General features: G+C 45.8%; 14 protein-coding genes and 1 other RNA gene. 7 read left to right on the top strand and 8 right to left on the bottom strand.

From position 1 onward, the window contains the following. Position 1: 1 nt before the first annotated feature. Positions 2 to 619, top strand: a complete 618-nt coding sequence (recX, locus tag A3GA_RS0104260; RefSeq protein ID WP_018026154.1) for a recombination regulator RecX — start codon at positions 2 to 4, stop codon at positions 617 to 619. Between the two features lie 137 nt (positions 620 to 756). On the opposite strand, the gene argH is transcribed toward recX, so the two are convergent. Next, positions 757 to 2,178 carry an argininosuccinate lyase gene (argH, locus tag A3GA_RS0104255; protein WP_018026153.1) on the bottom strand — a complete coding sequence of 474 codons (1,422 nt, stop codon included), beginning with the start codon at positions 2,176 to 2,178 and terminating at the stop codon, positions 757 to 759. A 145-nt stretch (positions 2,179 to 2,323) separates the two neighbouring features. On the opposite strand from argH, the gene A3GA_RS0104250 reads away from it, so the two are divergent. Further along, entirely contained in the window at positions 2,324 to 4,009 is a 1,686-nt protein-coding gene (locus A3GA_RS0104250) for an NAD+ synthase (RefSeq protein ID WP_018026152.1), read from the top strand. 102 nt (positions 4,010 to 4,111) lie between these two features. Then, on the top strand, positions 4,112 to 4,450 hold the full coding sequence (locus A3GA_RS0104245) for a P-II family nitrogen regulator (RefSeq protein ID WP_018026151.1): 339 nt from the start codon (positions 4,112 to 4,114) through the stop codon (positions 4,448 to 4,450). 6 nt (positions 4,451 to 4,456) lie between these two features. Here the strand turns inward: A3GA_RS0104245 and A3GA_RS0104240 are convergent, their stop codons facing one another. Continuing rightward, positions 4,457 to 5,038 (bottom strand): chorismate--pyruvate lyase family protein, encoded by a 582-nt coding sequence (locus A3GA_RS0104240; RefSeq protein ID WP_018026150.1) that lies wholly within the window; start codon positions 5,036 to 5,038, stop codon positions 4,457 to 4,459. An 18-nt stretch (positions 5,039 to 5,056) separates the two neighbouring features. On the opposite strand from A3GA_RS0104240, the gene A3GA_RS0104235 reads away from it, so the two are divergent. Beyond that, positions 5,057 to 5,794, top strand: a complete 738-nt coding sequence (locus A3GA_RS0104235) for a pseudouridine synthase (RefSeq protein WP_018026149.1) — start codon at positions 5,057 to 5,059, stop codon at positions 5,792 to 5,794. Positions 5,795 to 5,947: 153 nt separating this feature from the next. Continuing rightward, complete coding sequence (locus A3GA_RS0104230; protein ID WP_018026148.1) at positions 5,948 to 6,520, top strand: SecDF P1 head subdomain-containing protein; 573 nt, start codon at positions 5,948 to 5,950, stop codon at positions 6,518 to 6,520. Positions 6,521 to 6,602: 82 nt separating this feature from the next. On the opposite strand, the gene A3GA_RS0104225 is transcribed toward A3GA_RS0104230, so the two are convergent. Further along, entirely contained in the window at positions 6,603 to 7,841 is a 1,239-nt protein-coding gene (locus A3GA_RS0104225) for a lytic murein transglycosylase (RefSeq protein WP_026156792.1), read from the bottom strand. Between the two features lie 99 nt (positions 7,842 to 7,940). Here A3GA_RS0104225 and A3GA_RS0104220 point away from each other — a divergent pair, with 99 nt between their 5' ends. Beyond that, a complete protein-coding gene (locus tag A3GA_RS0104220; protein WP_018026146.1) occupies positions 7,941 to 10,166 on the top strand; it encodes a carboxy terminal-processing peptidase in 2,226 nt (741 codons plus the stop codon). Between the two features lie 48 nt (positions 10,167 to 10,214). Here the strand turns inward: A3GA_RS0104220 and A3GA_RS0104215 are convergent, their stop codons facing one another. Then, the gene (locus tag A3GA_RS0104215) at positions 10,215 to 10,883 is read right to left on the bottom strand and encodes a hypothetical protein (protein WP_036560057.1); all 669 of its coding nucleotides are present in this window, start codon (positions 10,881 to 10,883) and stop codon (positions 10,215 to 10,217) included. Between the two features lie 88 nt (positions 10,884 to 10,971). Between A3GA_RS0104215 and ssrA the strand changes: the two genes are divergently transcribed. Further along, positions 10,972 to 11,304: a transfer-messenger RNA gene (ssrA, locus tag A3GA_RS11955) on the top strand. 54 nt (positions 11,305 to 11,358) lie between these two features. Here ssrA and A3GA_RS0104210 read toward each other — a convergent pair. The 4 genes from A3GA_RS0104210 to ompA all read right to left on the bottom strand — a co-directional run bounded on the left by A3GA_RS0104210 (position 11,359) and on the right by ompA (position 14,066). Continuing rightward, on the bottom strand, positions 11,359 to 11,976 hold the full coding sequence (locus A3GA_RS0104210; RefSeq protein WP_018026144.1) for an OmpA family protein: 618 nt from the start codon (positions 11,974 to 11,976) through the stop codon (positions 11,359 to 11,361). Further along, positions 11,969 to 12,652: an HAD family hydrolase gene (locus A3GA_RS0104205; protein WP_018026143.1), complete on the bottom strand. Its 684-nt coding sequence runs from the start codon at positions 12,650 to 12,652 to the stop codon at positions 11,969 to 11,971. The genes A3GA_RS0104210 and A3GA_RS0104205 overlap by 8 nt, the downstream gene beginning before the upstream one ends. Then, positions 12,649 to 13,362, bottom strand: coding sequence for a bifunctional 2-polyprenyl-6-hydroxyphenol methylase/3-demethylubiquinol 3-O-methyltransferase UbiG (ubiG, locus tag A3GA_RS0104200; protein WP_018026142.1), 714 nt, complete (start codon positions 13,360 to 13,362; stop codon positions 12,649 to 12,651). Before ubiG ends, A3GA_RS0104205 begins: the two co-directional genes overlap by 4 nt. A gap of 134 nt (positions 13,363 to 13,496) precedes the next feature. Beyond that, positions 13,497 to 14,066 (bottom strand): outer membrane protein OmpA, encoded by a 570-nt coding sequence (gene ompA, locus A3GA_RS0104195; protein WP_018026141.1) that lies wholly within the window; start codon positions 14,064 to 14,066, stop codon positions 13,497 to 13,499. Positions 14,067 to 14,208 lie beyond the last annotated feature (142 nt).

Genomic DNA, 14,208 nt, shown 5'->3' with positions numbered 1-14,208 from the left:
GATGAGTTCGCACGATAGTCACGATCCCGGAGATTACAGCTCCCTTTCCGAGGAGCTGTTGCTTAAGTCTTCAGCCGCTAAGTCCAAGCAATCGCAGCTCAGTTTATTAGCACGAGCCATTGCGTTTTTATCACGTCGTGAGCATTCTGAAGCAGAGCTGCGGCAAAAGTTGCAGCGCTATACGGACGATTTGGATGAGATAGATGCGGTGCTGGCCCGTCTACAGCGGGAAAACTGGCAGTCTGACGAGCGCTTTGTAGAGAGTTTTGTGCAGAGCCGAGAGCAGCGTTGGGGTAATCAAAAAATTCTACAAACCCTATCGCAGCACAAGCTTGATAGCGACACATTAGCCGAACTTCGGGACGATCTCAAAGATACGGAGTATCAACGAGCTCGGGAGCTTTGGTTAAAGCGCTTTGGTGCGAAGTACGGATTAGATCCCTATGATCCAGAGAGCGAGGTAGATGAGGCACTGTTGCAGCAATTCAAGCAGCAGAGTCCTGAAGCGCAGGCCAAGGAAAGGGCCAAGCAGATGCGTTTTCTGGCCTCCCGAGGCTTTACTGCGGATGTGGTCTATCGGGTAGTTAATTCACTCGGTGCACCTGAGGATGATGAGTGATGTGTGGTTTATCAACAATTGCCGGCACGCTGTCCAATCCATGCTAACAAAGTAAAGGCACACACGATAACAGCCTAGGAGCTCAACAAAAAAGCTAAGGATGTATATACACCCTTAGCTTTTTTTCAGGCTATCAACTACTTTTCTGCCAAAATTCGCTCAGCCTCGGCTTTAACACGCTCGGGGGCGGTGCCACCAAGGTGGTTGCGAGCAGCAACCGAGCCCTCAAGGGTTAAGACCTCAAACACATCCTCTTCAATGCGATTGTCAAAAGCTTTAAGTTGCGCTAAATCCAGTTCGGCCAAATCACAACTAAGCTCTTCACATTTGCGTACTGCTAAGGCAACCGCCTCATGCGCATCACGGAAAGGCAGGCCTTTTTTGACTAGGTAATCCGCTAAGTCTGTGGCTGTTGAAAAGCCTTGCAGTGCGGCATCCCGCATATTATCCGCATTAACTGTTATACCGTCTACCATATCTACAAAAATGGTTAAGGTATCCCGTAAGGTGTCAGCGGTATCGAACAAACCCTCTTTATCCTCTTGGTTGTCTTTGTTATAAGCCAGTGGTTGAGACTTCATCAGCGTAAGTAGGGCGATTAAATGACCATTAACACGACCAGTTTTACCGCGCGCTAGTTCCGGTACATCAGGGTTTTTCTTTTGCGGCATAATGGAGCTGCCAGTACAAAAGCGATCAGCGAGTCTAATAAAGCCAAAACGTGGGCTCATCCAGAGAATTAACTCCTCAGAAAAGCGTGAGATATGTGTCATCACTAAGCTGGCAGCGGCACAGAACTCAATGGCAAAGTCCCTATCTGACACCGCATCTAAAGAATTACGACAGACCGCCTCAAAACCCAGACGCTCAGCGCTACGCTCACGATCAATAGGATAGGAGGTGCCGGCTAAAGCAGCAGCGCCCAGAGGAGAGCGATTAACACGGCGACGGCAGTCAGCTAAACGCTCTGCATCACGTTGGAACATCTCTGCATAGGCTAGCAAGTGATGACCGAAGGTCACTGGCTGCGCAACTTGCAAATGTGTAAAGCCTGGCATTATCGTCGCATGCTGCGCTAGGGCAACGCGCGCTAAGGCTTGACGTAACTGCTTGAGTAATTCAAGTAAGCGGTCAATCTCAGCGCGTAACCAGAGGCGCATATCCGTCGCTACTTGGTCATTACGTGAGCGACCGGTATGTAGGCGCTTGCCAGCATCGCCGATAAGCTCCACCAAACGCTTTTCAATATTCAAGTGCACATCTTCAAGATCAAGCGACCAATCAAAATCACCCGCCTCGATCTCTTGAAGAATCGTAGCCATGCCTTGTTCAATCTGGGCTAAATCATCCTTGCTGATAACGCCCACATGGGCCAACATCTCAGCATGCGCAAGCGAACCTTGAATATCAAAAGGGGCCAGGCGTTTATCAAAATCCACTGATGCAGTGTAACGCTTAACTAGCTCAGAAACCGGCTCGCTAAAACGAGCTGACCAAGCCTTGGCTTTATTGTCAAATTGATTGTGAGTGTTGTTATCCGGGGTAGTAGAATCAGTCATTTGATTGAAAATATCTGTAAAATAGAACAGCGCCTAGCAAAAAGCAGGTGGCGCAATGTAATGAATTATTTTGCTAATCTAATCTTTAATTATAAAGGCTTTGTACGCCGCCTGATGCAAAGCGTATTTTATTTGTGAAAATGTTATGACTGAGCGCCCTTTAACAATTGCCGTTGCCCAAGCCCGTTTCGCTGTTGCCGATTTTCAGGCAAATATTCAAAAAATTGTTGCCATTGCCAAAGCAGTGCAGTCGCAGTCGGTGGATTTATTGTTATTGCCGGCTTTAGCCCTTTGTGGCGTGGGTTTACAGGATCTGGTTAGCCGCCAAGCTTTTTTAGTTGAGCAACAACAGGCGCTCCAACGTTTAGCGCAAGAATTGGCTCAATGTCAGGGTTTATATGTGGTCGTGGGCCACTTAAGTCCACATGAAGGGCAGTTATTTAATAGCGCTTCCGTGTTGTTTAATGGTGAAGTTAAGCAGACACATCATCAATTATCGGCAAAAAGTAATCAGCGCTTGGGGGATACCTTTGATTTAGATGAGGGCATTGATTTAGCGTCACCAAGCTTGGATATTAAGGGGCATCATTTTGCCACTGCCATTGGTGATGAGATTTGGCGCACTGGATTTACTGAGCGCATGACTGAGCAGGGCGTTAAAAGTATCTTGCTGCTAGATGCTACACCGTATCATGTGGGTCGTATCCGTGAGTATCAAAAGCGTCTAAGCGATCAATTGGCTGAGCAGCCAGTCAATCTCTTTTATACCAACCAGGTGGGTGGGCATGATGAGCTAATTTATGAGGGGCATGCCTTTTTACTAAATCATGAGCAAGAATTGCAGCTTGAATTAGACCACTTTGTAGAGGCAATGGCCATCTTTCAACTGGATCAACGCGAGCGTTGGTCTTTTATCCAGGCCCATGCGCTTAGCCCTGAGTCACATGCCCAGGCGCTACCAGAGACGCTTCTATATCAAAGCACAGAAGCGACGGAGGCTGAAATTTGGCGCGCCTTAGTGTTATCGACCCGTGATTTTTTAAGGGATAGTGGCATGTCTAAGGCGACTTTAGGTTTATCCGGTGGGATGGATTCTGCCTTAGTGCTAGCGGTACTTTATGATGCCATTGGTGCAGACAATATCACTGCCGTGATGCTCTCATCCAAATATACTTCGCAATTATCCTTGGACTTAGCAGAGGATATGGCTGATCGCTTAGCTGTGCGCTATCACCAAATCAGTATTGAACCCATGTTTGATGCCTATATGGCGGGCTTAGCGCCTGTATTCGGGGACCTACCGGCAGATACCACGGAGGAAAATCTACAAGCCAGAATTCGCGGCGTGATTTTAATGGCCTTATCCAATAAACTCGGGGGCATGGTGATTTGTAGTGGTAATAAATCCGAAGCAGCCACGGGTTACAGCACCCTCTACGGCGATACCGTGGGAGGTTTTGCGATTCTTAAAGATGTGCCTAAGACTTTAGTTTATCGCTTGGCGCATTGGCGTAATCTGCAGCAAGAGATTATTCCGCCAGGCATAATCAGTCGTGCGCCCTCGGCGGAGTTGGCCGAAGGGCAGGTAGATCAAGATAGTTTGCCGCCTTACGAGGTGCTAGATGAGATTTTGTATCGCTTGATTGAGCTAAAGCAAAGTAGTGAAGCGATCGTGCAAGCAGGTTTTGATGAGACCACCGTGCAGAGAATTAGCCGTTTATTAAAGTTTAATGAGTATAAAAGACGTCAAACAGCGCCAGGTCCCCGCATCAGCGAGGGCGCTTTTGGTCTGGATTGGCGCTATCCACTTGCTCATGGCTTTAAATACTAAAAACAACAGTTAAGAGCAGCTGAGTAGCTGTAAAGTTTGATTAAATGAAGGATAATAGCGAAAGTCTTATTGAAAAGAACAATTTATTTTAAGGTATAACTAATGAAACAAATTACCGCAATCATTAAGCCTTTTAAATTAGATGAGGTGCGTGAGGAGTTATCTGAAATTGGTGTTAACGGTTTAACCGTCACCGAGGTCAGAGGTTTTGGTAGACAGCGAGGTCATACCGAGCTGTATCGCGGTGCCGAGTATGTGGTGGATTTTTTGCCCAAGGTAAGAATTGATGTGGTGGTGACCAAGGATCAGGTTGATGCGTGTATTGAGGCTATTATCAAGGCAGCACGTACCGGCAAAATCGGCGACGGTAAGATTTTTGTGACCAACGTTGAAAAAGTAATTCGTATCCGCACTGGCGAGCAAGACGCCTTGGCTATTTGATGAGCACTAGAAGTTGATCTGCTGCGTTTTTGCGTGCTTTGCTAGCGCTTGCCAAAAACCAGGCAAAAAGACTTCATTAACCATCAGCCCCATATCATTTTGGAAAAATGTCGAACGTCTAGCAAGAAATGCACCTTGAGGAAGCTTGAGGTAGTGCCTAAGGGATTGGCTGAGCGAGAGGGGGGGAGTGAGTTTAGTTGTTTCAAAACGACTGCGGCTAATCGCTGGATCATTGTATAAAATATCTGCCAATGGTCGCGTATTAAGTGCTCGGATGCCTTTCCAGATAGTCTTTGAAGCTTCTAAGCTGGTAAGACTGCGAGCATAGACAGCCTGCTGGGCATTGATGCTCATGACGATTTCGCGTACCCAAACGATGTCATTTAGTTTTAAGTTTAGCTCAGACGCTTCATCCTCTTTAACATAGGCAATATACTCATTTAGGACCTCGATAGAAAAGTCACCTACTTGGCGTAAGCCGCTAGTGAGTGCGCCCGGACGTGTTAACCAGTATTTTTCTACCTCACTGAATGAGGGTTCGACTTCGCTACGCCAAGAATTTTGTGCTAGGTGTGTATCAGTCATCATTATAATTTATTAATACTTATGAAAAAAACAGTAGAAAAAATTCGTGTATCCAAACTTTTAGCTGATCGAGGTATCTGTTCACGACGTGAAGCTGATCATTATATTGAAAAAGGTTGGGTTAAGGTAGATGGTCAAGTGGTAGGTCTTGGCGCCAAGGCCACCGCTAAGCAAGTGATTAGTTTAAATAAACTTGCTCAGCAAAAGCAAGATATGCGCGTCACCATCATTTTAAATAAGCCGGTAGGCTATGTGTCACACCAGGCTGATGGCAATTATAAACTTGCCACCTCCTTAATTACACCCCAGCGCCAATTTGATCGGAATAAACATCAATTTGAGCCACAACACCTAAGAGGCTTAGCGCCAGCAGGGCGTTTAGATATCGATTCCCAAGGCTTATTGGTGTTGACCCAAGACGGACGCATCGCGCGTCAGCTAATCGCTGAGGATTCGGAAGTTGAAAAGGAGTATTTAGTACGGGTTGAGGGTAATCTCACGGATAATGGTCTACGCCTATTAAATTACGGACTATCACTGGACGGTGAGCAATTAAAGCCAGCAGAAGTCACTTGGCAAAATGATGATCAGTTAAAGTTTATTCTACAAGAGGGTAAAAAGCGTCAAATTCGTCGCATGTGTCAGGCGGTGGGTTTGACGGTCGTGGGTTTGAAACGGGTACGTATGGGAAATGTCACCTTGGCAGATCTACCACAGGGTCAATGGCGCTATTTAAAAGCACATGAACGGTTTTTATAAACGCTTTGTGCGTGAATTATCAAGCTGATGGTGGTTCATCAAAGTGGCTATCGACTGTAAAAAGTTGATTTTTAATTAATTTTCTTGTCATTACGGTAAAATAGAAACTTTAATAGCTACAACTAATTGATATCTTTTGAGAGTATAGGAATAATGCAGATTAATAAAAAGTTGCTTTTGGGCGTGGTTGTTAGCTCAACGCTATTAGCCGGCTGTCAGACGTTTAATGACTTTATGGACGGTACCTTCGGCTCCTCTAGTAAGACACAGCGCACTACGGGCACAGGCACACCAATTGAGAATGTTCCTAAGACCCCACCACCACCTTATCAGGGTAGCACGGAGCGTACCACCACCTCCTCTTTGGTAATTTATGCTTCATCGGCAACACCGATTGATGGTTATGTGATGGTTGAGCGCAATAATCAGCGTATTTATGTTGATCCTCGTCAGACCTTATTGCGCAGTGATTTGAAAAATGTCTTAGCTGAGCAGGATGATCAGGGTCGTCCTTATGTGAGATTATTCTTTAACCCCAACGGCAGCCAGAAGTTACAGCGTATTACCTCTCAGAATATCGGTCGCTCGTTGACGGTTACCTATAAAGACAATCTGATTTCTAATCTCAATATTAATCGTGCTGTTAGCGATGGTATTTTAAATGTACCGATGGCATCAGCCAATGATGCAATTGCGCTAGAGGGTCGTATTTTAGACGGTGATTGATTCGACCTCTGTACCTAAAGGAGTGATGCAGCTCACATCATGTATTTGATGTGAGCTGTATTTTTTAGCGTTAAGAAAATGCTTATTGCTGTAAGCGTTTGAGAATTTTCTGACCCGCTCGACCAGTCACCGGCAAGCCGAGGCGACTTTCTTCTGCTTTAATTGCCTCGCGGGAGCGGGCGCCGATAAGACCATCCGCTTCACCGATGGCATGGCCACGGGCTAATAGCAGCTTTTGTAGTTGTACGCGTTCGGCTCGTGATAGACCTAAATCATCCGTAGGCCAAGGGGTAAAAAAGCCTGGACCGTCAACTAAACGATCAGCTAAATGTGCAATGGCTAAGGCGTAGCTTTCTGCGGCATTGTAGCTATAAATGACATCAAAGTTTTTAAATACTAAAAACGCTGGACCTTGTGGGCCTGCCGGCGTAAGTAATCCCGCCTGTTGGCTAGCAGGTGCTAGCTCGCTTAACGATTGACCTAATACGCCCTTGAGCCCACGTTGTTGCCAAGTCTGAATGCTGCGCTTCGTTTTTCTACCTTCACCCTTGGTATTGAAGCCTGCCGGCAGCTTTACCTCAAAGCCCCATACTTGCCCTGTTTGCCAGCCATTACGCTTGAGGTAGTTAGCGGTAGAAGCTAAGGCATCTGCCGTATTGCTAATAAGATCACGACGACCATCGCCGTCGAAGTCAACCGCTAAGCGCTCAAAGGTAGTTGGCATAAATTGAGTATGGCCAAAGGCACCAGCCCATGAACCCCTAAACTCATCGGCCTTAATATCACCGGACTGGACGATTCTAAGTGCTGAGTAAAACTCCTTACGGAAAAAAGCCTGACGTCGACCGTAGCAGCTTAAGGTGCCGAGGGCTTGGATGATTTGGTAACTGCCGAAGTTTTGCCCGTAATTACTTTCAACACCCCAAACCGCAACGACTGTGGCGGGATCTACACCGTACACTTGCTGTACACGCTGCAATAAATCATGATGCTGTCGCAATAGCGCCTTACCTTCAGCGACACGCTGCTCATCAACGAGCGCCGCCAGATAGTCCCAGATAGGCTGACGAAACTCAGGCTGATAGTTGAGCTTTTCTAAAATACTTAGCTCTGGCTGTAATTGATGGGTTAAAGCATGGTAGGTGGCTGGACTCACCCCGGCGCTAGTAGCCTCTGCTTGCAGGGATTGTAGACAGCTCGGAAAGCTTGCTGCAGATTGGGCTAAGGCACTGTGGCTAAAGGCACTTAATAGCAGAGTCGTGGTGTATAGCTTGAGCTTGGATTTAAAAAAGGGGGTTAGGGCCATTGCTTTGTTTACCATCACGTAAAATTAAAGGAATTATTCTTCATTTTAGCAGTCTTAGCGAAAGATCGCTAAAATGATAGATTGTCTAGTCAGGCTTTAAGGATTTTGTATTTCATGACGATTAAATCACGCATTAGATTGTTGGCACTGCTGCTTTCTTCCTGCTTTGTAGTCAGTGCTTGTGAGAGTTCGGTGATGCATCAATCACAGGCTCAAACAGTTGCTCAAGTGGGTTCAGTTGGCAGTCATTATATGGCTGCGCTCAGAGAGTCTAAACAAGCGCCCACAACGTATCAAGACAGTGAGATCTTACCCAAGCTTTCCACGCGCGAGGATTTTTATCGGGCCTCTGTGATTACTAGCCGTATTTTGTCTGGCTTTGAATACAATAAGCAGCCACTAGATGAGGAGATGGCGGGGCGTATTTTCGATGCTTATTTTGATGCCTTGGATCCTCAGCGTATGTTTTTGCTGCAATCAGATATTGAACGTTTCCGTCCACAGCGTTTAAATACCGCAGCCATGATTGCCGATGGTGAGTTAAGCATGGCTTTTGATATTTATACGCTCTATCGTGAGCGTGTGCAGGAGCATTATCAGTATATATTTGCCTTACTAGATAGTGGTCATCAGTTCGATTTCACTAAGGATGAGTCTTTTTCTTTAGATCGTAAGAAACTGCCTTGGCCCAAAAGCAAGGATGAGCTGCATAATTTATGGCGTCAACGTGTAAAAAATGACTTTTTACGCTTAAAGCTGGTCGATAAAACGGATGCCGAGATTATCGACCGTTTGCGTAAGCGTTATACCAATAATCAGAAGCTAACCCTTCAGGCTAATAGCGAAGATGTGGCTGAGATGTTCTTAAATGCTTATGCTGACAGCACTGACCCCCATACCAGTTATTTTAGTCCTACGTCGGCTAAAAACTTTAATGTACAACTTAGTCTTTCAGTTGAGGGCATTGGAGCGGTGCTACAAAAGCGTGATGAGTATGCACAAATTCGCGAAGTCGTTGCTGGTGGGCCGGCAGCAAAATCGGGACAGATTCAACCAGGCGATCGTATTGTTGCGGTTGGTCAAGGTGAAGAGGGGCCGATGGAGGATGTGATTGATTGGCGTCTTGATGATATTGTCGCTAAGGTGCGCGGTGAGCGTGGTACCGTGGTGCGGGTGGAGATTTTGCCCGGAGATGAGGGGGTAGAGGCGCAGAGTCGTATTGTGCGCATTGTGCGTGATCGGGTGATGATGGAGGATCAAGCGGCACGCGTTAAAACACTCGAGGTTGAGGTTGAAGGTAAACAGCGTAAGGTTGGTGTGATTACGATTCCTAGCTTTTACGAGGATTTTGAGGGGCGCTCCAATCGTCAAGATGACTATAAGAGCGTGACGCGTGATGTGAAAAAAATCCTAGAGGACTTGAATCAGCAAGATGTCTCAGCCGTGGTGCTGGATTTGCGTAATAATGGCGGCGGTTCCTTATCAGAAGCAGCGAATTTGAGCGGTTTATTCGTTGGGCCGATGAATCATATTGTGCAGGTCAAGGATAATAACGATCGTGTTTCTCATGTACGTAGTAACAGTCAAGCCATGGTTTGGGATAAACCAGTGGTGGTGATGGTGAATCGTGTTTCTGCCTCTGCTTCGGAGATCTTTGCTGCCGTGATACAGGATTATGGACGTGGTATTGTGGTCGGTGATGATACTTGGGGTAAAGGCACGGTGCAGACCCTGACGAATTTGTCTGATTTTATCAAGCAACAAATGATCACTAATCCTGAAATCGGTGCTTTAAAATGGACGATTCAAATGTTCTTCCGAGTAAATGGCGCTTCCACGCAAGCCAAAGGGGTTGAGCCAGATATTCATTTCCCTTCACAGTTTAATCATGAGGAGTTTGGCGAGTCGAGTTACCCTAATGCCTTGCCATGGACCCAGATTAATCCAGTTAAACATCGTCAATTTAAGGATATGCAGCCGATTATTAAAGAGCTGCGAAAGTTACATGAGCAACGGGCTAAGGAATCCGGTTCATGGCAGCTGTATGTGGATGAAACAGACTACAGCGTGAAGTTATCTGAGCGCAAGGAGGTCTCCTTAAATTACGAGAAGCGTCTACAAGAGCGTAAGGATATGGAGCAACAGCGCCAGCAGTTTAATGAGCGTCGCAAGGGCTTAGGTGAGTCGGATGTCGGTGTTTTCCGCTTGGATGATGGACTATCCTTTGGTGAGGGTAATCTTAAGGAAGAGCTGGAAATCGAAAAGCGCCGCAAGGAAAGTATCGATACGCCGACGCGCGAAGCGGCAAATATTGCCGCTGATTTGGTCGATTTATATTGAGGTGATTAAAAAAGCGCTTATGAGTTTAAATTCATAAGCGCTTTATATTTAAATTAGAAAGTGTACTTTCGATAGATCCACTGCTTTAAAAAGCTCTTGCCCTAAGTCCGTCGCTGAAGGATTGTCATTGGCTTGCAGTAAATGATAGGCATTTTCTGAGGCCTCAATCAGATCGTCAATCACGCCTTCTGTTAGTTCGGCAGCGTATGCCCATTGCTCAGTGGGGTAGTGCATTAGGCTTTTAGCTTTTTCATTTGGGCTTGCGCTGCTCACCGCTTTTTTGAAAAAGAACTTGTTTTTGACTGCTGCCGACTGATTTAATAAATGGATAAGGCTCTTATCGAGCGCAACGCCATCTTCAATCACTACCACATAATCTACTTCATTAAATAAACCAGCACCCTGTGCATTTTGTAGAAACCAATTAAGAGCGACTATTTTTAATAGCGCTTGATAGGCTTGCGCATCTACTCCGCTCGCTTTTAAATCCTGCAATACTTGATTGGCTTTAAATTCAGCCAACAGATCGGTATGTTCAAGCAAGGCTTGCTTTTGCTGTGGATTGAGCGCCTCTTCAGCGTATTCAATCACTGCGATTGGACATGCCTCATAATCGCGGTTGAGGCTAAATACGCATTGTTGAAGCTGTGTTAGTGCCGCTGAAGCGGTAGCTGGTACTTGATTAATAGCAGATAAAATAAGAAATGCAGCTTTCATAACGATGGAGCAGAAATAAGCAAAAAGCCCGGTCATTAGGGATGCCGAGCAGCAATAGATAACCCTTAATCATAACCTAAATTTAGTCCATCACGGCGCATCTTGCTATCTTAAATCAATTTTGCTATAGTAGTAATTAAGCTGTATATCTGATTGACTGACAGTTTTCTGGACGCGGGTTCGATTCCCGCCGCCTCCACCATAAGTGCATTGCGCACGGCGGTGTACTTATGATGGGGGCGTCATTGGTTTCGACAGGGAAAAATAGGGAGATTGGCAGCCGGTAGGCGAAGACCGTAAATCTAGCAAACCTTATAAATGCAAATGACGAAAGTTACGCATTAGCCGCCTAATATGGTGTCGCTAGGAGTTTGATCCACTTGGCAACAGAACGGATTAAAGGGGCTTCGGCCCCTTTTCTTATATTAGGGGGCTTCGGCCCCTTTTTTATTTGCTCAGCTTGTGCTTGTGTAAATTACTTTAAGCGATATAGATACAGCTCAATACGCCGGTTTATCAGACGGTTCTCGCGGCTATCATTACTTACCAAGGGGTCAACCGAACCGCGTCCCTCTAACTCAATTCTAGAGCTTCTAAGGCCTTTTTTGATCATGTAGTTAGCGACACTGCTGGATCGATTGAGCGATAGGATCTGGTTTTGTAGATCGTCACCACTGCTGTCGGTATGACCGACAATGCGCACACGTAATTCTTGACGGGCGTTCATAACCTCAACGATTCTGTTCAAAAATGCGTGAGATTTACGATTAATTCTGACGGTATTACCCACAAAAACATCAGCCGCAGGTATAAGTACACGCAAACTACCATCGTGCACTTGATTGACTTCAATCGCTAAATTCGTCGTATTAGCAGTATTAATCGTCTTGGTGAGTTCCTGCCAATTGCCGGCGACCCATGTCACAGGGCTACCAGTAGCAGGTCGACCATCTGGTTCAACTCTAAAACTACCTTTGCCGCCTTGGCTGCTGCTGTCCATCGTGGCGGTGCAGGCACTCAAAAGGAGCGTGCTAATAATCACGCCCGCTTTGGAGAGTTTAACTAGGGGAGAGTAAGGGCTTGTACTATGCATTAATCATACCTTTTGTATCAGCATCACCAAAAAGGATAGTGGCAATGTCTGCCGGGTGATGCGCAATTGCGTCGGCTTGAGTAGCTATTGCACCCTGTTTGTCTAAGCTGTAACCGTAACTGAGTGCAATCGTTTTCATGCCAGCTTCTTTACCGGCAATAATATCACGTTCATCATCACCGATATACACACATTGATTAGGTGTTTTACCTATTTTTTCAGTGGCATAAATTAAACCCCCGGGATGAGGCTTAATATAAGGGGTGGTGTCGCCGCAAACATTTACACTGCTGCGAGCGCTTAGTTTTAAATAGTCCAATAGTGGTAGTGTGAGAGCCTCACTTTTATTGGTCACAATGCCCCAAAGTAAATGACGTGACTCAATTGTATCTAATAGCTCGCTGATTTGTGGAAAAAGGTGGCTATTATCAAGCATGCAATCACGATAATCCTCTAAAAACCTATCCCTGAAATAGGGATAAACCAAGTCCTCCTGATTTAGCTCCAGCGCAACCTTTAATAAGCCACGCGTACCTTGTGAGGCGACGACGCGTAAGCGCTCATAAGGCAAGTCTGGTAGTTGGCATTTTTGACGCTGTAAGTTTGCTGCTAAGGCTAAGCCAGGCGCACTATCAACAAGCGTGCCGTCTAAATCAAATAAAACCGTATCAATCATTTTTGAGCGGCCATAAAGTAATTAACCGTGGCATCTTGCGTTAAGGTGTAGTGTTTAGAAAAAATATTGTATTTAAGACCGCAGATCGATCTTAGAGATAAACCAGATTGCTCAATGGTTTGACGCAGCTCACTAGGCTTTAACAGTTGCTTATAACTATGAGTACCCTTAGGGACGAGTCCCAAAATATATTCGGCCGCGACAATTAATTGTAAAAAGGACTTGGCATTGCGATTAATGGTAGAGAAAAACACCCAACCACCGGGCTTGACCATTTGAGCACAAGCGCGAATAATCGAATGCGGATCGGGTACATGCTCTAGCATCTCCATACACGTAACCACATCAAAATGCTCGGGATACTGTGCCGCCATTTCCTCAGCAGGGATTTTTTTATAGTCGATGCTGAGTTGACTTTCTAGGCTATGCAGTCTGGCGACGGTTAGGGACTTTTGTGCCATATCGATACCGGTCACATTGGCACCGGCTTTAGCAAGGCTTTCCGCTAAAATGCCACCGCCGCAACCCACATCAATAACATCTAAGCCATCTAAACTGCCGACATGATCGATGATCCATTGACTACGTAGGGGATTAATTTGATGGAGGGGACCGAATTCACCCTCGGTATCCCACCACTTGGAGGCAACAGCGCTGAACTTTTCAATCTCAGAGGGGTCAACATTAATATGCTTTGGGTGATCACTCATGGTGTACGTTGTGCTCTCTACTAGGGGAATTAAATCAATTTATCATAAAAAAAGGCCCCGCTACTAAACGGAGCCTATTGCAATATCAGTGGTACTTCTGCTTAATCAAAGCAGAAGTAAACGCTATGCAGTAATTACTGAGCGCGTGTACCAACGATTTCAATCTCAACACGGCGGTTGCGTGCGCGACCTTCGCGAGTAGAGTTGTCAGCGATAGGCTGAGTCTCACCACGACCGGAAGCGATGATTGAATCAGCAGGGATGCCGCGAGAAACTAAGTAGTTTTTAACAGCAGCTGCACGACGCTCAGATAAACCCTGGTTGTACTGTTCAGAACCAACGCTGTCGGTGTGACCAACCGCAATGATTGACTCTAAAGAAAGTTGCTGTGCTTGTTGAGCAACTTGGTCAAGAATATTACGACCCTCAGGTTTGATAGTAGCTTTGTCGAAATCAAAGAAAGTATCTGCGTTAAACGCTACTTTGTTAGCAACCATCTCAGGTGCAGCTTCTGGAGCGCCACAACCTTGAGCTGCAGTTGCTGGAGTCCAGTAGTTGTTACGCCAGCAGTGCTCGTCTGAACCGTTCATCCAAACGATACCGTAGTTGTTTACCCAGTTATCAATTGTTTGAGCAGATGCTACGCCAGTAGTTGCAGAGGCTGCAACGGCGAATGCTAATGCGAATTTAGAGGCTTTGTTCATGTTTCTCCTCGATGAGCTAAATAAAGCTAAAAAGTTACTCGCAGCGAAACCGCCGCAGAATGGAAATCAGGTTTAGTATAGCAATCAATGAAACATCATTCAAAGTGTTTTGAATAGATTTTCTAAGATGCCCGTTTAAGAT

This window comes from Oligella urethralis DSM 7531, assembly GCF_000372065.1.
In the GTDB taxonomy this organism is placed as follows: domain Bacteria; phylum Pseudomonadota; class Gammaproteobacteria; order Burkholderiales; family Burkholderiaceae_B; genus Oligella; species Oligella urethralis.
Note: the sequence above shows the minus strand (reverse complement) of the source record. Positions and strands in the feature narration are given on the sequence as shown.

Bases quoted from the DNA above. Each gene is read 5' to 3' on its own strand.
- recX (WP_018026154.1), top strand. From the start codon at position 2: ATGAGTTCGCACGATAGTCACGATCCCGGAGATTACAGCTCCCTTTCC.
- argH (WP_018026153.1), bottom strand. From the start codon at position 2,178: ATGACTGATTCTACTACCCCGGATAACAACACTCACAATCAATTTGAC.
- A3GA_RS0104250 (WP_018026152.1), top strand. From the start codon at position 2,324: ATGACTGAGCGCCCTTTAACAATTGCCGTTGCCCAAGCCCGTTTCGCT.
- A3GA_RS0104245 (WP_018026151.1), top strand. From the start codon at position 4,112: ATGAAACAAATTACCGCAATCATTAAGCCTTTTAAATTAGATGAGGTG.
- A3GA_RS0104240 (WP_018026150.1), bottom strand. From the start codon at position 5,038: ATGATGACTGATACACACCTAGCACAAAATTCTTGGCGTAGCGAAGTC.
- A3GA_RS0104235 (WP_018026149.1), top strand. From the start codon at position 5,057: ATGAAAAAAACAGTAGAAAAAATTCGTGTATCCAAACTTTTAGCTGAT.
- A3GA_RS0104230 (WP_018026148.1), top strand. From the start codon at position 5,948: ATGCAGATTAATAAAAAGTTGCTTTTGGGCGTGGTTGTTAGCTCAACG.
- A3GA_RS0104225 (WP_026156792.1), bottom strand. From the start codon at position 7,841: ATGGTAAACAAAGCAATGGCCCTAACCCCCTTTTTTAAATCCAAGCTC.
- A3GA_RS0104220 (WP_018026146.1), top strand. From the start codon at position 7,941: ATGACGATTAAATCACGCATTAGATTGTTGGCACTGCTGCTTTCTTCC.
- A3GA_RS0104215 (WP_036560057.1), bottom strand. From the start codon at position 10,883: ATGAAAGCTGCATTTCTTATTTTATCTGCTATTAATCAAGTACCAGCT.
- A3GA_RS0104210 (WP_018026144.1), bottom strand. From the start codon at position 11,976: ATGCATAGTACAAGCCCTTACTCTCCCCTAGTTAAACTCTCCAAAGCG.
- A3GA_RS0104205 (WP_018026143.1), bottom strand. From the start codon at position 12,652: ATGATTGATACGGTTTTATTTGATTTAGACGGCACGCTTGTTGATAGT.
- ubiG (WP_018026142.1), bottom strand. From the start codon at position 13,362: ATGAGTGATCACCCAAAGCATATTAATGTTGACCCCTCTGAGATTGAA.
- ompA (WP_018026141.1), bottom strand. From the start codon at position 14,066: ATGAACAAAGCCTCTAAATTCGCATTAGCATTCGCCGTTGCAGCCTCT.